A 16,227-nucleotide genomic window follows, 5' to 3' on the forward strand; every position below is an offset into this window, starting at 1 on the left:
GACCTCCGCCCGGGCGTGGCGCGGGGGACTAGGCTCGATCCTCGTGACTACTTTCAAGAAGACGCCGTTCACCGTGAACGTGCGCGACATCGTGAACCGCCCGGGGGAGATGCGCGAGCACCGTCTCGACCTCGAGGCGCCCGAGGCCTTCGGCGAGGGAATCGTCGCCGTCCGCCAGGGCGCGCCGCTCGATCTCGACGTCCGGATCGAGTCGGTGCACGAGGGCATCCTGGCCAGCGTCCAGGTGTCCGCGGAGGCCGTCGGCGAGTGCAGCCGCTGCCTCACCGACATCTCCCTGCCTGTCGATGTCGAGTTCCAGGAACTTTTCGCGTACTCTTCTGACGAAGCTTTCGACTATGAGGTTCACGACGACCACGTGGATCTTGAACCTCTGGTCAGGGATGCGGTGGTGCTGTCGCTGCCGTTCCAGCCGGTCTGCCGGCCGGATTGTCCGGGCCTCGACCCTGTCACGGGGGAGCGGCTGGCCGAGTCCTCCGTGTCCGAGCCCGAGGCTCCGCGCGACTCCAGGTGGGCCGCGCTCGCCGGGTTGGGCGAGTCGGGGACCGGTGGGGCCGCAGCGCCCGGAGCTTCCGCAGACAGTGGTGCCGGCGCCGAGCCGCGCACCGAAGACGACCGAACCTGATCAGCCCCGCCTGATCCGACCGAGCTAGAGAAGAGAGAATCATGGCTGTTCCCAAGAGGAAGAAGTCCCGCGCGAACACCCACGCTCGTCGTTCGCAGTGGAAGGCGGAGGTCCCGCCCCTGGTGAAGACCGTCGAGAACGGCAAGACCGTCTACAGCCTCCCGCACCGCGCCAAGGTCGTCGAGGACTCCGCGGGCACCGCGCTGTTCCTCGAGTACAAGGGCCGCAAGGTCGCGAACGTCTGATCCAGTCCCTTCGGCTCCGCGTCGCTCCGCGACACGAGCCGTGCGGTCCATGGTGAACCAGACCTCTGCCACACCCTCCAGCGACGACCGGTCGCGTCTGGAGGCCACGCTCGGCGTGAGCCTCGATGGTGAGCTCTTCGAGCTCGCCCTGACGCACCGGTCGTTCGCTTTCGAGCACGGCGGCCTCCCGCATAACGAGCGCCTCGAGTTCCTCGGCGACTCGATCCTCGGGCAGGCCGTGACGGTCATGCTCTACACCGAGTACCCCGCGCTGAGCGAGGGCGACCTGGCCAAGCGCCGGGCGAGCCTGGTATCGACGGTCGCGCTGGCCGAGATCGCCCGCGGCATCGGCCTGGGCGAGCACCTCCGCCTCGGCCGCGGCGAGGAGATGACCGGCGGCCGCGACAAGTCGTCGATCCTCGCGGACACCGTCGAGGCGATCATCGGCGCGGTCTACCTCGGCACCGGCCCGGACGCCGCGCGCGATCTCGTGCTGAGGCTGATCGCCCCGCTGACCGCGGATCCGCTGCGCTTCGGCGTCTCGATGGACCCGAAGACGAGCCTCCAGGAGGCGGCGGCCGAGCGCGGTGCGCCCGCGCCCCGCTACGAGATCGCGGCGACCGGACCGGACCACAGCAAGGTCTTCGTCGCCACCGTCGTCGTCGGCGGGCTCGTCACGGCGCGCGGCGAGGGGACGAGCAAGAAGGCGGCCGAGATGGCCGCCGCTCTCGACGCCTGGACGCGCCTCTCGGCGACGGCTCCGGGTGAGCCGGTCGCGCCCGCGGCGCCCGCCGCTCCGATCGAGGGCTGACCGTGCCCGAGCTGCCCGAGGTCGAGGTGGTGCGGGCCGGGCTCGCTCCCGCCGTCACCGGCTCGCTGGTGACGAGTGTGGAGATCGTCGACGAGCGCTCGCTCAAGCGCCATGTGCACCCGCTCGGCTCGTTCGAGGGGCTGCTCGTCGGGCGGCGGCTGCGCGGCGCGGTGCGGCGCGGCAAGTTCCTCTGGCTGCCGGCCGGTCGCGACGAGGCGCTGCTCGTGCACCTCGGAATGAGCGGGCAGGTGCTGCTGCGGACGGCCGACGCGGCTCTCGCGAAGCTGACCCGGATCCGGATCGGCATCGAGCATCCGGAGCACGGCGAGCTGGCGCTGCACTTCGTCGACCAGCGGATCTTCGGCTCGATGGCGATCGACTCGCTGGCTCCCACCGCGGACGGTGCTCCGGGCGGCTACGCCGGCGACGACGCGGTCGACGGCGACTGGCTGCGCGCCGTGCCCTCGCAGGTCGCGCACATCGCCCGCGATCCGCTCGACCCGTTCTTCGACCTCTCCGCGGTCCTCGGCGTGCTGGCCCGCCGGAACAGCGGCATCAAGCGCTCCCTGCTCGACCAGACGCTGGTCAGCGGCATCGGCAACATCTACGCGGACGAGTCGCTCTGGGCGGCCGAGCTGCACCCCGAGACGCCGAGCTCGTCGCTGACCGAGGCGCGGATCCGCCGTCTCTTCGCCGAGGTCCGCTCGGTGCTCGAGCGCGCCCTGGCCGAGGGCGGCACCAGCTTCGACGCCCAGTACGTCAACGTGAACGGCGCCTCCGGCTACTTCTCGCACAGCCTCAACGCCTACGGCCGGACCGGCAAGCCCTGCCCGCGCTGCGGCGAGCCGATCGTCCGCGTGCCGTTCATGAACCGCTCGTCGCACCTCTGCCCGCACTGCCAGCGCGCACCGCGCTGAGCGGTGCGACCTCCGGTTCGGTCGGCGCTGCCTCCGATGGAGGAGCCGCTGCAGAACATCAGCTGAGGTGGCAGGTCAGCGCTGATGGGCGATGAGCAGGACTCCTGGCTGATGTTCTGCGTCGGCCCGCTCTGTAGGGCGGGGTCGAGCCGGGTCAGGCCGCGGCCTTCTCCTCCGCGGGGATGGCGTGCTTGACGTGGGCGAGGAGGTGGCCGAGGAGCGAGGCGATCAGGGTGATCGCGGCGGCGATCGCGAGACCGAGCCAGAGGCCGACATTCAGTGCCAGGGCGCCGACTCCGGCGCCGGCGGCGATCAGGACGACGGCGGTGGCGCGGCGGAACCAGGGCTGGCCCTTGCCGCCGCCGAGTCGGGAGTCGGCGGCGAGGCCGGTGATGGTCGAGGTGACGACGACGGTGGTGACGTCCTTGACCGCGATGTGGCGGGCGGTCGCGGCCTGGAGGCCCATCGCGAGGCCCAGGACGCCGGTGACGGTGAGGGCGAGAAGCTCGGGGTGCTCGGGGACGACGCCGAGCACGACGGCGAGCACGGCCATCAGCAGGCCGACGACGGTGAAGAGCCAGGAGGAGCGGGTGGTCCAGCCGGCCTTCACCGGGCGCAGGACGCGGCCGCCGATCGCGGCGCCGAGCATGAAGCCGGCGAGGGCGATGATCGGGCCGACGATGGGGAGGTCGTCGGCGCCGGCGAGCGCCATGCCGAGGATGACCACGTTGCCGGTCATGTTGCCGGTGAAGACCCGGTCGAGGCCGAGGTAGCCGACGGCGTCGATGATGCCGGTCGAGAAGGTCAGGGCGAGCATGAGGCCGAGGTGGACGTTGTCGGTGCGCGTGCGCAGGCGTCGGAACACGGGGGTCCTGTCGTCGGAGGGGTGGGCGGGCACCGCGAGATGCCACTTGTGAGCGCCTCCGTCGGCGTGTCGTGTGCACAAGTGGCATCTCGCGGGAGGGAGCGAGGGTGGTGCGGGGCCGATACTGCCATGGATGCGGCGGGCGGCCGGGACACGAGGGCGCAACACGGCGCCGCTACTGTCGGACGGAGTGCGGGGCGGGCCCGCGCGGAGAGGCGGCCATCGTGCAGGACGTGCAGAGGCGGGACGCGCAGGGGCGGCCTGCGCAGGAGCGGTCGGCGGTGTGGGCGGTGCAGCCCGGGGAGGGACTTCCGGAGGGGGTCGAGTACCTGCCGGCCGGTCCGGGATCGGTGCTGTGGGGGCGGCTGCCCTGCGCGAGCGACCGGGCGGTGCTCACCGTGGACTCCGGTGCCGAGGTCGTCATCGACACGCTGAGCCACGAGGGGGTTCTGGAGGATCAGGGGCGCGATCCGGTCGCGTTCTTCGGGGCGCACGGTGTGGCTCCCGAGGGGGTGCTGCGCGACGCGATCGAGCTCGCCGCGGCCGGGCCCTTCCGCGACACCGCCGTCGACGGGCCGCACGTGGTGACCGGGCCGATCGCGGTGCGCGGCGCGCAGCCGGGCGATCTGCTCCGGATGACGCTGCTCGAGGCCGAGCCGCGCGTCCCGTACGGCGTGATCTCGAACCGGCACGGGCGCGGCGCGCTGCCGGGGGAGTACCCGCTCGCTGCCGGCCCGTTCAGCGCCTTCGCTCGGGTGGAGGAGGGCGTCGACGGCATCCGGCGGGGCGTGCTGCCGCTGACCCCGGGCGGTGAGCGCTCGGCGCGGTTCGAACTGCACCCGTTCCTCGGGATCATGGGCGTCGCGGTGGCGGGCGACGAGCGGCCGCACTCCGTGCCCCCGGGCGCGCACGGCGGCAACATCGACATCTCGCTGCTCACGGCGGGCACGAGCGTGTACCTGCCGGTGCAGGTGCCGGAGGCGCTCGCCTACGTCGGGGACCCGCACTTCGCGCAGGGCGACGGCGAGGTCGCGCTGACCGCGATGGAGGCGAGCCTGCGGGTGCGGGTGCGCTTCGAGGTGATCCCGCGGGCGGAGGCGCTCGCCGCGTTCGGCGAGATCGCCGGGCCGCTCGGCGAGACGGCCGAGTTCCTGGTGCCGACCGGGATGGACGAGGACCTCGACGTCGCGGTGCAGAACTGCGTGCGGGCGGCGATCGCGCTGCTCCAGGCCCGCTACGGAATGGACGCGAGCCTGGCCTACGCGTACCTCAGTGCCGCGACGGACTTCAACATCTCGCAGGTCGTCGACCTGGTGAAGGGCGTGCACGCCCGCGTGCGGACGGCGGACTTCGATGACTGAGCAGGACGGCCCTGATCCGCGCGTCACGACACTGGAGGGGCAGCTGCCCGACGGGCTCGTCGACGCGGTGCTCGCCTACGAGGCCGCGCTGGCGGCCGACGACGTGCCGGCGCTCGCCGACGCCTTCGTCCGAGAGCCGACGACGCTGCGCGGCGACGCCTCCGGGCTGCTCGTGGGGCACGAGGCGATCACGGGGTTCCGCGGTCGGCGCGGCGGGACCCCTCCGAGGGCTCTCGCGGAGCTGCACGTGCGGGCCCTCGGGGCGGACGACGCGCTGGTCGTGACGGTGAACCTGCCGGCCCGCGGGGGGCGCGGGCTGGTGACGCAGCTGTGGACGCGGGACTCCGGAACCTGGCGGGTGCGCGCCGCGCAGGTGCAGGCGCCCGCGCCGGCGCTCGACGTGCGGGTGTGGCGGGCGGTCGGGGCGCCGCTCGTGCCCGCCTCCGCGTCGGGGCCGCTCGACGGGCTGGACGTGGCGGTGAAGGACCTGTTCGCGATCGAGGGGCAGCGGATCGGCGCGGGGATCCCCGTGCGGCTGGCGGAGGCCGAGGTCGAGCGATCCACCGCTCCCGCCGCCGCGATGCTGCTGGGCGCGGGGGCATCGGTGCGCGGGATCGCGCAGACCGACGAGTTCGCGTACAGCATCGCGGGGCGGAACTCGGGCTACGGGACGCCGCCGAACCCGGCGGTCCCGGGGGCGATCCCAGGCGGCTCCTCGAGCGGACCCGCGACCGCGGTCTCGCTCGGGCAGGCGGCGGTCGGGCTCGCCACGGACACGGCGGGGTCGATCCGCGTGCCCGCTTCGTACCAGGGGCTCTGGGGGCTGCGGACGACCCACGGCGCGGTGCCGGTCGCGGGGCTGCTTCCGCTCGCTCCGAGCTTCGACACGGTGGGGTGGCTGACGCGGGATCTCGAGACGTTGCGGAAGGTCGCCGCGGTCGCGCTGACCGGGCCTGCGGAGTCGCCGGTGAGTGGATTCGTCGTGGCCGAGGCGCTGCTCGAGAGGGTCGACGCTTCGGTCGCGACCGCGTTCTCGGCGGTGGTCGACGGGCTCGAGGTGGAGCGGATCGCGCTGCCGCCGGTGGCGGAGATGTTCGAGGCGTTCCGGCTCGTGCAGGCCGCGGAGGCGTGGGCGTCGGACGGTGCCTGGGTCACCGCGCACCCGGGCGTGCTGGCGCCGGACGTGCAGGGCCGGTTCGACGCGGCGGCGCGGACCGATGCCTACACCGAGGCGGCGGCGCGGGAGCGTGTCGCGGGGTTCCGCGAGCAGCTCGACGCGGCGCTCGGCGGGCGGGTGCTGCTGCTGCCGTCGGCGTCGTCGGTGGCGCCGGCGCTCGACGCGTCGGCCGAGGTCATCGACGCGGCTCGGACGGCGACTCTCGGGTTGACCTGCCTCGCGGGGATCGGCGGGTATCCGGCGCTGTCGGTGCCGCGGTTGAGCGTCCACGGCAAGCCGGTGGGGCTGTGCCTGGTCGGGCCGCGCGGGGCGGATCTGGCGCTGCTGGAGCTGGCGGCGGAGGTGCTGGGGTAGGCGGGTCTCCCGGAGCAGAGCACCTTGTCGATGGTGGATGACCCCACGCATGCTGATCGAGCAGCCCGCGGAGCGGGCGTATCGAGATCCGCCCGCGCCAGGACAGGAGTCTGCAGACCTGCCCTGCTGATGACGGTGGGTCTCGATACGCCGCTGCGGGGCTACTCGACCAGCAAAGGCTGCGGGCGTCTCTTCCCCGTGGACCCTCCGGCGCCGAAACATCGACGAAACGTCTGTTGCAGTAGAGTCGTGACCTGAAACAGGTTTTTCTCTGCACGTCCGACTGCGAAGAAGGTGGCTCCCATTCCGACCGCGCCCGCGATCTCGACGTTCCTCCCCATCGACCCGCCGCCCCGGCTGCTGATGGGCCCCGGCCCGATCAACGCCGACCCGCGGGTGCTCCGCGCGATGTCCGCGCAGCTGGTGGGCCAGTACGACCCGTTCATGACCTCGATGATGAACGAGACGCAGGAGCTCTACCGCCGCGTCTTCGCCACCTCGAACGAGAAGACGATGCTGGTCGACGGCACCAGCCGCGCCGGCATCGAGGCGGCGCTCGTCTCGATGCTCGAGCCGGGCGACAGGGTGCTGGTGCCCGTCTTCGGCCGCTTCGGCCACCTCCTCCGCGAGATCGCCGAGCGCTGCGGCGCCGAGGTGCACGTGATCGAGGCGGAGTGGGGCCAGGTGTTCCCGGTCTCGGTCATCGCCGAGGCGATCGAGCGCGTGCGCCCGAAGGTGCTCGCAGTCGTGCACGGCGACACGTCGACGACGATGGCGCAGCCGCTCGAGGAGCTCGGCGCGGTCTGCGAGAAGCACGGCGTGCTGTTCTACACCGACGTCACCGCGTCGCTCGCGGGCAACGCGTTCGGCGCCGACGAGCTCGGCCTCGACGCCGTCTCGGCCGGCCTGCAGAAGTGCCTGGGCGGGCCGTCCGGCTCCGCTCCCGTCACCTTCTCCGAGCGCGCCGTCGCCGTGATCGAGGCGCGCAAGAGCATCGAGGCCGGGATCCGCGACGAGGGCGACGCGGTCAGCGCGCACCCGGTCCGCTCCAACTACTTCGACCTCGGCATGGTCTTCGACTACTGGGGTCCGCGCCGGCTCAACCACCACACCGAGGCCACGACGATGCTCTACGGCGCGCGCGAGTGCGCCCGGCTGATCGTCGAGGAGGGCCTCGACACCACCATCGCGCGGCACGAGCTGCACGGTGCGGCGATGCTCGCCGGCGTCCAGGGTCTCGGCCTCCGCGTCTTCGGCGACCTCGCGCACAAGATGAACAACGTCGTCGCAGTGCACATCCCGGACGGCGTGAACGGCGATGCGGTGCGCGGCGCGATGCTGGAGGACTTCGGCATCGAGATCGGCACCTCCTTCGGGCCGCTGCACGGCAAGGTCTGGCGGATCGGCACGATGGGCTACAACGCGCGCCAGGACACGGTGCTGACCACCCTCGCCGCGCTCGAGGCGGTCCTGCGCCGCGCGGGCGCGACCGTCGCTCCGGGCGGCGGCGTCGCGGGCGCCTACGGCGTCTACGACTCCGCACGGGGAGGCGCGGCGTGAGCGTCGTCGACGCCGCCGCGATCATGGCGCGCTGCGACGAGCTCGCCGCGGTGTCGAGCACCCGCGGCGCGATCGAGCGCGTCTACCTCTCTCCGGAGCACGCCCGCGTCAACGCGATGGCCGCGCGCTGGATGGAGGACGCCGGCATGCGCACCTGGCAGGACGCGGCCGGCAACCAGTGCGGCCGCTACGAGGGCGCCACGCCCGGACTGCCCGCGCTGCTGCTGGGCTCGCACCTGGACACCGTGCCCGATGCGGGGCGCTACGACGGGATCCTCGGCGTGATGCTCGCGATCGCGGTCGTCTCCCGGTTGAACGCGGCTAGGACCCGGCTGCCGTTCGCCGTCGAGGTCGTCGCGTTCGGCGACGAGGAGGGCACCCGCTTCGGCACGGCCCTGCTCGGCTCCCGCGCGGTCGCCGGCACCTGGGACGAGCGCTGGTGGGAGCTGGAGGACGCGCACGGCACGACCCTCGTCGAGGCGTTCCACGAGTTCGGCCTCGACCCCTCGCGCATCTCGACCGCGGCGCGCGACGCCGCCGACGTCCTCGCCTATCTCGAGACGCACATCGAGCAGGGCCCGTACCTCGAGGAGGCGGACCGCGCCCTCGGCGTCGTCTCCTCCATCGCCGGCGCCCGCCGCTTCGCGCTGACCCTCACCGGCAAGGCCGGGCACGCGGGGGGCGTGCCGTTCGACCGCCGCCGCGACGCGCTGACCGGGGCCGCCGAGGCCGTGCTCGCCGTCGAGCGCATCGCCCGCGAGCACGGGGCGATCGCCACCGTCGGCCGCCTGGAGGCGTTCCCCGGCGCGGTCAACGTGATCCCGGGCCGGGTGGAGTTCTCGCTCGACCTGCGGGCCGAGTTCGACGACGTCCGCGACACCGTCTGGGACGGGATCGAGCACGCGATGTCGGAGACGGCCCGCCGCCGCCGGCTCGCGCTGACCGTCGAGGAGACGCACGGGGCGCCCGCCGTCGTCGCGGCCGACTGGCTGCAGGACGTGGTCCGCGCCGGCATCCGCGCGACCGGCGACGAGGAGCCGATGGTGCTGTTCTCGAAGGCCGGGCACGACGCGATGGCGATCGCCGACCTCACCGAGTACGCGATGCTCTTCGTCCGCTGCGAGGGCGGCGTCAGCCACCACCCGGAGGAGAACGTGACCGAGGCCGACGTGGCGACGGCACTGGACGCCTTCGAGGCGGCGGTGCACGCGTTCGCCGAGGCGCGGGCAGGACGGGTGTGACCGCCTCGGCGCCGATCTCCGAGCACCGCGCCGAGGCCTCCGCACCGAGCATCGGCCGTCGGATCGACGCGGGCTACGCCTCGCTCTCGCGGCAGGAACAGCGCGCGGCCGACTTCATCCTCGACCATCTCGGCGACCTCGCCAGCTACACCGCCACCGAGCTCGCGCAGCACAGCGGGGTGTCGAAGGCCACGGTCTCGCGGCTCTTCCGCCGCCTGGGCTTCTCCAACTCGCAGGAGGTGCGCGAGCACGCCCGCGCGCTGCGCAGCTCCGGGGTCCCCGTCGGCCCGGCCTCGGCCGGAGCCCCCGCCGACGCGCTCGCCGCGCACCTCCAGAGCGAGCACGCGAACCTCCGCCGCCTCGCCACGACCTTCGCCGACGGGCGGCTCGAGGAGTCCGTCCGGCTGCTCTCCGGCGCCCGCGAGGTCGTCGTGATCGGCCTGCGCAACAGCTACCCGGTCGCGCTGCACCTGCGCCAGCAGCTCGCCCAGGCGCGCGCCCGAGTGCGGATCGCGCCGCAGCCCGGGCAGTCGCTCGGCGAGGAGATCGCCGGGCTCGGTGCGGAGGACGCGGTGGTGCTGGTCGGCTTCCGGCGGCGGCCCGCCTCCTTCGCGGTCGTCGTCGAGGTGCTGGCCGCGCACGGGGTGCCGGTCGTGCTGCTCGCCGACGCGCACGCGCGGCGGTTCGCCGACCGCTGCGCGGTCTGGCTGGAGTGCCCCGTCGACAGCGAGACGGCCTTCGACAGCTACGCGGCGGCGATGAGCGCGGTCGCCGTGCTGGCCGCCGGGGTGCTCGGCGCCGTGCCGCGCGAGTCGCGCGAGCGGATCGCGGGCATCAGCACCCTGTACGCCGAGCTGGCCGAGTTGGAAGAGCGGCCGTGAGCGCCGAGGCGGCCGAGCTGATCCGGGCGCACGCGCGGCACCCGGTCGGGCGCGACGACGCGATGCCGGCCGGGGTGCTCGGCCGGGCCGAGCTGCTCACGCCGACCTGCGGCGACCGGATCGAGGTCCGGGTCTCCGGAGACGCGACGGCGCTGGCGATCAGCTGGAGCGGGCGCGGCTGCGAGGTGTCGCAGGGCTCCGCGTCGCTGCTCGCGGACGAGCTCGACGGGCTCGACGCGGTCACTGCCCGCGGGCGCGTCGCCGCCTTCCTCGACGCGATGGCGGCGCACGACGCGGTGTCCGGTCGCGGGGCGGATCCCGACGGCCCGGCGGGCCAAGCGCTCGGCGACGAGGCGGCGCTGCTGCTGGTCGCCGCGAACCCGGTGCGCTCGGTCTGCGCGGCGCTCGCCTGGCGCGCGCTGCGCGACGCGCTCGACGTGAGCGGGCTCGGATGACCGCGTCAGCCGGGTCCGTCGCGGTCGGCCCCCGAGGAGAGATCGCCGCACTCCACCGCGAGGGCGCCGTGCCGCGCGAGGTAGTCGCGGGCGCCGGAGTCGCCGGTGAGCGTTGCCGCGAGCGGCCGCCAGTGCGCGCTGCCCAGCAGCACGGGATGACCGGGGCGACCGCGGTAGGTCGCGCGGGCGAGCACCGACGGGCCGACGGGGGAGTCGCGGAGGACGCGCTCGCCGACCGCGGCGGGTTCGTCCGGCAGATCGACGAGCGTCACCAGGGCGGCGTCACCGTGCGCGGCGCGCAGCCCGGTGCGCAGGGAAGCGGACAGTCCCTCGGCCCAGTCCTCCGCGACGACGACCGCCGCTCGTTCGGGCACCAAGGGGCGCGCCTCGTCGGCCTCAGCGCCGAGCACGACCAGCACGCTCCCGCAACCCGCGTCCTCGAGTCGCGCCACGGCACGCTCGACCCAGCTCACGCCCTCCGCATCGACCCGCAGCGCCTTCGGCCCGCCCGCCCGGCGGCCGGCACCCGCGGCGAGCACCACCCCCACCACGTCCATCCGACCATCGTGCCGCACACCCGGGCCGACGAGGAGACCGCATGACCGACCCCACCCCCCTCCGCGACGCGCTGCTGGCGTGCCTCGCCGTCCCGCGCTGGGCCGATGAGGTCGCCGCGGGCGCGCCCTACGCCTCGACCGGGGCTCTCGCCGCCGCGGCCGACGCGAGCGCGCGCACGCTGACCGCCGACGAGGTGGAGGCGGCGCTGGCCGACCACCCCCGGATCGGCGAGCGGCACGCGGGGACCGGACGCTCCTCCGACTTCTCCGCCGCCGAGCAGGCGTCGAGCCTCTCGCCGGACGAGGCGCTGGCCGAGCGGCTGCTGGCCGGCAACCGGGCCTACGAGGAGCGGTTCGGGCGGGTGTTCCTCATCCGCGCGGCCGGGCGCGACCGGGCCGAGATCGTCGCCGAGCTGGAGCGCCGGCTCGGCCTCGACGAGGACACCGAGCGCGGGATCGTCGCCGACCAGCTGCGCGAGATCACGGTGCTGCGGGTGCGCGCGCTCGGACCCGAGACCGGCGCCGTCGCGGAGGCGGCTCGATGAGCGCGCACCGCAGCCACGTCACGACGCACGTGCTCGACGCCGTGCTCGGCCGGCCGGCGCAGGACGTGCCGGTCGCGCTCGAGGCGCGACGAGGATCCGGCTGGGAGCTGATCGCGACCGCGCGGACCGACGCCGACGGCCGCGTCGCCGAGTTCGGTCCGGTCGAGCTGCCCGCGGGGATCTACCGGGTCGTCTTCGACACCGCCGTGTACTTCGAGCGCTCGGGCACCGCGTCGTTCTACCCCGAGGTGGTCGTCGCGTTCCGCCTCGAGGACACGGCCGCGCACTTCCACATCCCGCTGCTGCTGAGCCCGTTCGCCTACTCGACCTACCGGGGGAGCTGAGCGTGCAGCTCCGGGAGCTCCTCGACGCGCCGACACTGCGGATCCGCGCCGTGCACACCACCGAGGAGGCGCTCGCTCGCGAGGTGAACTGGACCTTCACCACCGATCTGCTCGACCCGCGCCGCTACCTGGCGCGCGACCAGCTCGTGCTCACCGGCATGATGTGGCGGCGCACGGCCGAGGACAGCGAGACCTTCGTGTCCGCGGTCGCCTCCTCCGGCGCCGTCGCGCTGCTGGCCGGCGAGGGGCTCCTGGGCTTCGTGCCCGACGACCTTGTCGCCGCCTGCCGCGCGCACGGCGTCGCGCTGTTCGCCGTGCCGGCCGACGTGTCCTTCGCCGCGATCACCGCGCACCTCTCCAATGCGCTGGCGGGCGACCGGGTCGCGCGGCTGACCGCCGGGCTCGCGCGCCAGCGGCAGCTGCTGACCGAGGTCTACCGCGGTCAGCTGCTCGACGAGCTGATCGCCCGCACCTCGACCGAGCTCGGGAGGCCGGTGCGGGTGCTGACCGCGACCGGGCGCTCCGCCGCCGCGTCCGCGGACCCGCTGAGCGCCGACGAGGTCGACCGCGTCGTGCACGCCGCCCTCACGTCGCGCCGCACTCCGGTGACGGTGCCGGACGCGCACGGAGGAGTGCTGTCGATCCTCGCCGTCGCGGGAGCGGAGGAGCACCGCGCCGCCTCCTGGTTCGTCGTCGTCGCCGGCGACTGGAACGAGTGGCACCCCTCGCTGCTCGACGCGATCACCGAGCTGACCGGCGTCATCGGGCTCTACCGGCTGCAGCGCGAGGCGGCCCTGCTCGCCGACGCGGCGCTCGTCGACCGGCTGCTCGAGCTGATCGAGGAGGACAGCGAGCAGCCCGAGACCACGGTCTACCTCCGCCAGCTGGGCCTCGGCGGCGTCGAGCGCTTCGCGGTGCTGGCGGCCGCGGCGGACGGCGACGGCGAGCTCGCGCGCTCGGTGCTCACGGATGCGGTGGCGCACCTGGGGCGGGCCGTGGTGGGGCGCGATGCCGACGGAGCGGTGGCGCTGGTCCCGGTGGCGGACGACGAAGCCCTGGCCGTCGTGACCGCGGCGCTGCGCCGGGCCGGTGCGGCGTTGGACGGCGCGGTGCTGCGGGTCGGAGTGAGCGCGCCGAGTCCGCTGGCCGCGCTCGGCGGGGCGCTGCGGTCGGCGCGCTACGCGCTGCGGCTGCCGTCCGCGCCGGGCGACGCGTCGCCGGTGCGGATCGGGACAGCCGGCGAGGTGACTTCGGCGGTGCAGCTGCTGAGCGCGGTGCCGGACCACCTGCGCGCGGTGTTCGTCGAGCTGGTGCTGGGCCGGCTGATCGAGCACGACGCGCGCTACAACTCGCAGCTGGTGGCGACTCTGTCGGCGTTCCTCGACTGCGGCGGCTCCTGGGTGCGCGCGGCCGAGCAGACGCACCTGCACCTCAACACGGTGCGCTACCGCATCGCCCGGGTGGAGGAGCTGACGCAGCGCGACCTCTCGAACACGTCGGACCGCGCCGACCTCTTCCTGGCGCTGCGGCTGCGCTGAGCAAACCATGTCGATCGAGTAGCGCGCGCAGCACGCGTATCGAGATCCACCGTCGTCTGCGCGCGTGGGTCTCGATACGCCCCTGGCGGGGCTACTCGACCAGCATGAAAGGGGCCCTGCGGGGCTGTTCGACCAGCATGATGCGTGGGCGCAGGCGCTTCCTTCGCTGGTCGAGTAGCGCGCACAGCGCGCGTATCGAGATCCACCCACCGTTCGGACCGGGTGGGTCTCGAGACGCCCCTCCGGAGCTCCTCGACCACCATGAAGCCCGGGGCTACAGGGACGGAGCGACGACGCGGCGGCCCTGCACGTGGACCGCCGCGATGGCGGGCTCGCGCAGGCCCAGGAGCAGGGCGAACAGCAGCTGGGCCGTCGCCTCCTCCGGGTCGTCGGCGCGGACGCCGAGGGCGAGCACCTCCGCGAGCGGCTCCCAGCGGTCGGGCTCGATGCGGAGGAAGTCCGCGTCCTTGCCGAGGTCGAAGTTGCCGAAGCGCTCCTCCATGTCCAGCGCCCGCGCGCCGGCCAGCGTCGCGGTGAAGAGCAGCTGGGCCGGGTGCAGCGCGATCGACGCGTCGCCCTCCTCCGACAGGTGCACCTTGAAGGTGTCGTTCGCCACCCGCGCGAGCAGCCACTCGTCGCCGGCGCCGATGTCGCTGCCGAGCGCGATGGTCACGCCCGCCGCCGCGGTGCGCCGCCACGGCATCGTCCCCGAGCCGAGGAACTGCTGCGAGGTCGGGCAGTGCGCGATCGAGGTGCCGGTCGCGGCCATCCGGTGCAGCTCGGCGTCCTGGCAGTGCACGGCGTGCGCGAGGATCGTGCGGCGACCGAGCAGGGACGAGCCGCCGCGCTGCGAGCCGGGCAGGAACAGCCCGTCGTAGGTGTCCAGGTAGCTGCGGGTGCCGAAGCTCGCCCGGACCGCCGCGATCTCGCCGTCGCCCGGCCGGTCGTTCTCGTTGAGGTGGCTGTGCACGTACACGCCGCGGTCGCGCACACCGTCGTAGAGCTCGCCGAGCCCGGCGAGCGTCGTCGGCGTCACCGACAGCGAGAAGCGCGGCACGATCGCGACCTGCTGCAGCGCCGTCGAGGGGTCGCCGGTGTCGACCGCGTGCCAGCGGTCGATCTCCTCGGCGACGAGCGCGAGCGCCTCGTCCTCGCCGGTCAGCAGCGCCGCGGCGGACGGCGGCCCGACCGTCTGCAGTCCGCGACCCGACACCGTGCGCAGGCCCGCCGCGACACTCCGCTCGAACAGCGCGTCCTGCGCGTGCGGGAACGCCGAGCCGAAGACCATCGCCGCGGTCGTCCCGGCGCTCACCCGGCGGCGGGTGAAGGCGCGTGCGATGCGGCTCGCGAACTCCTCGTCGGCCAGCCGCGACTCCGCCGGGAAGATCGCCGTGTCCAGCCACTCCAGCAGCTGCCCGCCGCCGAACGCGTCGGTCGAGTACGTCTGCGGGAAGTGCAGGTGCGTGTCGACGAAGCCCGGCAGGAGGAACGCGCCCGCGTCGCCGGTGACCGGCCAGTCCGCGTAGTCGCGGGGGAGGGCCGCGTGCGGTCCGACCCAGAGGATCGTCCCGGTGTCGCCGACGACGAGCGCGCCGTCGGGGATCGAGACCAGCGCGTCGGCGGCCGTCTCGACGGTGGGCCGGCCGGCCACGTGCAGGACGTGGCCGCGGTGCACGCCGCGCGGGCCTGCGCCCGGACCGGACCCTCCGCTCACACCAGTCCCGAGTACGCGTACCAGGCGGGCCCGGCGTCCGGCGCGTCGTCGCGGGTGACGGCGGCCTGGATCAGCCCGTACGGCCGGTCGGCGGCGTGGTAGACCTCGTTGTCGTTCTCCACGCCGAAGGGCGAGAGGTCGTAGAGGAAGTGGTGCTTGTTCGGGGCCGAGAGGCGCACCTCGACGATCTGCGGGAACTCCTCCAGCACCGCCTTGCCCATCTCGAAGAGCGTCTGCTGCAGGGCGAGCGAGTGCACGGTGGCGAAGCGGCTGATCATCAATGCCTTCACTCCGGCGTAGACGGCCTCCCAGTCGCTCGCGGCGATCTCCTCGTCGCTGAGGGCGAAGCGCCACTTCGCGACCAGCGAGGTCGCCATCACGCGGTCCCGGGTGGGCGGGAGCACCGTGTACGGGTCGGTGAGGAAGCCGTGGAACTCCGAGCCGGTGGACTTGAGGATCGTCAGGTCCTTGAAGCCGCCGGTGATCCAGACCTGCTGCGCGTCGCCGGTGCCCTCGACGGTGACGGAGGCGATGCGCACCTCCTGGCCCTTGCGGACCCAGGTGTGGTCGTGCTCGGCGCCGTCGACCAGGACGCGCTCCCAGGCGAACTCCTCGATCTCGATCCGCGCGCCGTGCACGGTCGCGGTGCCGTCGACGAAGTGCCGGGCCAGCTCGAGGCCGTACGCCTCGATCGAGCGCAGCCCCTTCTCCTTGGCGAAGGAGTAGGCGGTCTGCTTCTGGGTGTCGGTGGGGAGGACCGCGGACTGGTCACCGGTCAGGTGCGCGGCCGCGAAGTCGCCGCGCAGGGCGGTCGAGACGTTCACGTCGTGGATCTCGTGCCGGGGGCTGTCGCGGTAGATCCGGACGACGCGGTTCTCGGCCTTCCCGTACTGGTGGTCTCCGAGGATGATCGACATGTCCGCTCCTGTTCGCGTTCGGTGGTTCGTGGCGGTGCGCGGAGTCCGCGGCCGCGGCCGGGCGGTGCCCGTCTGCCAGGATGCCGCGCGCGGAGCCGCCGT

Annotated in this window: 17 protein-coding genes; 13 read left to right on the forward strand and 4 right to left on the reverse strand. The window is 73.8% G+C overall.

Annotated elements, in window-relative coordinates; genetic code table 11:
• Positions 1-43 precede the first annotated feature (43 nt).
• The 4 genes from MT350_RS05605 to mutM are packed head-to-tail and all read left to right on the forward strand — an operon-like array spanning position 44 to position 2,616.
• Complete coding sequence (locus tag MT350_RS05605; RefSeq protein ID WP_372487848.1) at positions 44-643, forward strand: DUF177 domain-containing protein; 600 nt, start codon at positions 44-46, stop codon at positions 641-643.
• Positions 644-684: 41 nt separating this feature from the next.
• Positions 685-888 (forward strand): 50S ribosomal protein L32, encoded by a 204-nt coding sequence (gene rpmF, locus MT350_RS05610; RefSeq protein WP_123445680.1) that lies wholly within the window; start codon positions 685-687, stop codon positions 886-888.
• A gap of 49 nt (positions 889-937) precedes the next feature.
• Positions 938-1,699, forward strand: a complete 762-nt coding sequence (gene rnc / locus MT350_RS05615; RefSeq protein ID WP_123732146.1) for a ribonuclease III — start codon at positions 938-940, stop codon at positions 1,697-1,699.
• Between the two features lie 2 nt (positions 1,700-1,701).
• Complete coding sequence (mutM, locus tag MT350_RS05620; RefSeq protein ID WP_243599081.1) at positions 1,702-2,616, forward strand: bifunctional DNA-formamidopyrimidine glycosylase/DNA-(apurinic or apyrimidinic site) lyase; 915 nt, start codon at positions 1,702-1,704, stop codon at positions 2,614-2,616.
• A gap of 154 nt (positions 2,617-2,770) precedes the next feature.
• On the opposite strand, the gene MT350_RS05625 is transcribed toward mutM, so the two are convergent.
• Entirely contained in the window at positions 2,771-3,481 is a 711-nt protein-coding gene (locus MT350_RS05625) for a YoaK family protein (protein WP_308197314.1), read from the reverse strand.
• Positions 3,482-3,714: 233 nt separating this feature from the next.
• Here MT350_RS05625 and MT350_RS05630 point away from each other — a divergent pair, with 233 nt between their 5' ends.
• The 6 genes from MT350_RS05630 (at position 3,715) to MT350_RS05655 (ending at position 10,510) form a co-directional block, all read left to right on the forward strand.
• Positions 3,715-4,842 carry an acetamidase/formamidase family protein gene (locus tag MT350_RS05630; RefSeq protein WP_243599294.1) on the forward strand — a complete coding sequence of 376 codons (1,128 nt, stop codon included), beginning with the start codon at positions 3,715-3,717 and terminating at the stop codon, positions 4,840-4,842.
• On the forward strand, positions 4,835-6,373 hold the full coding sequence (locus MT350_RS05635; RefSeq protein WP_243599082.1) for an AtzH-like domain-containing protein: 1,539 nt from the start codon (positions 4,835-4,837) through the stop codon (positions 6,371-6,373). Before MT350_RS05630 ends, MT350_RS05635 begins: the two co-directional genes overlap by 8 nt.
• Before the next feature lie 363 nt (positions 6,374-6,736).
• A complete protein-coding gene (locus MT350_RS05640) occupies positions 6,737-7,933 on the forward strand; it encodes an alanine--glyoxylate aminotransferase family protein (RefSeq protein WP_123735632.1) in 1,197 nt (398 codons plus the stop codon).
• A complete protein-coding gene (locus MT350_RS05645) occupies positions 7,930-9,174 on the forward strand; it encodes an allantoate amidohydrolase (RefSeq protein WP_243615525.1) in 1,245 nt (414 codons plus the stop codon). The genes MT350_RS05640 and MT350_RS05645 overlap by 4 nt, the downstream gene beginning before the upstream one ends.
• Positions 9,171-10,055, forward strand: coding sequence for a MurR/RpiR family transcriptional regulator (locus tag MT350_RS20390; RefSeq protein ID WP_243599084.1), 885 nt, complete (start codon positions 9,171-9,173; stop codon positions 10,053-10,055). Before MT350_RS05645 ends, MT350_RS20390 begins: the two co-directional genes overlap by 4 nt.
• Positions 10,052-10,510 (forward strand): iron-sulfur cluster assembly scaffold protein, encoded by a 459-nt coding sequence (locus MT350_RS05655; protein ID WP_243599085.1) that lies wholly within the window; start codon positions 10,052-10,054, stop codon positions 10,508-10,510. Before MT350_RS20390 ends, MT350_RS05655 begins: the two co-directional genes overlap by 4 nt.
• A gap of 5 nt (positions 10,511-10,515) precedes the next feature.
• On the opposite strand, the gene MT350_RS05660 is transcribed toward MT350_RS05655, so the two are convergent.
• Complete coding sequence (locus MT350_RS05660; protein ID WP_243599086.1) at positions 10,516-11,067, reverse strand: NTP transferase domain-containing protein; 552 nt, start codon at positions 11,065-11,067, stop codon at positions 10,516-10,518.
• Positions 11,068-11,108: 41 nt separating this feature from the next.
• Between MT350_RS05660 and uraD the strand changes: the two genes are divergently transcribed.
• The 3 genes from uraD to MT350_RS05675 are packed head-to-tail and all read left to right on the forward strand — an operon-like array spanning position 11,109 to position 13,494.
• On the forward strand, positions 11,109-11,612 hold the full coding sequence (uraD, locus tag MT350_RS05665; protein WP_243599087.1) for a 2-oxo-4-hydroxy-4-carboxy-5-ureidoimidazoline decarboxylase: 504 nt from the start codon (positions 11,109-11,111) through the stop codon (positions 11,610-11,612).
• The gene (uraH, locus tag MT350_RS05670; protein WP_243599088.1) at positions 11,609-11,956 is read left to right on the forward strand and encodes a hydroxyisourate hydrolase; all 348 of its coding nucleotides are present in this window, start codon (positions 11,609-11,611) and stop codon (positions 11,954-11,956) included. Before uraD ends, uraH begins: the two co-directional genes overlap by 4 nt.
• 2 nt (positions 11,957-11,958) lie before the next feature.
• Positions 11,959-13,494 (forward strand): helix-turn-helix domain-containing protein, encoded by a 1,536-nt coding sequence (locus MT350_RS05675; RefSeq protein ID WP_243599089.1) that lies wholly within the window; start codon positions 11,959-11,961, stop codon positions 13,492-13,494.
• Positions 13,495-13,768: 274 nt separating this feature from the next.
• Here MT350_RS05675 and MT350_RS05680 read toward each other — a convergent pair whose 3' ends face one another.
• Together MT350_RS05680 and pucL are read right to left on the reverse strand one after the other, a co-directional pair.
• Positions 13,769-15,169, reverse strand: a complete 1,401-nt coding sequence (locus tag MT350_RS05680; RefSeq protein WP_243599090.1) for an amidohydrolase family protein — start codon at positions 15,167-15,169, stop codon at positions 13,769-13,771.
• A 35-nt stretch (positions 15,170-15,204) separates the two neighbouring features.
• Positions 15,205-16,125, reverse strand: coding sequence for a factor-independent urate hydroxylase (gene pucL / locus MT350_RS05685; RefSeq protein ID WP_123703219.1), 921 nt, complete (start codon positions 16,123-16,125; stop codon positions 15,205-15,207).
• Positions 16,126-16,227 lie beyond the last annotated feature (102 nt).

The organism is Rathayibacter sp. VKM Ac-2928, from assembly GCF_022815545.1.
In the GTDB taxonomy this organism is placed as follows: domain Bacteria; phylum Actinomycetota; class Actinomycetes; order Actinomycetales; family Microbacteriaceae; genus Rathayibacter; species Rathayibacter festucae.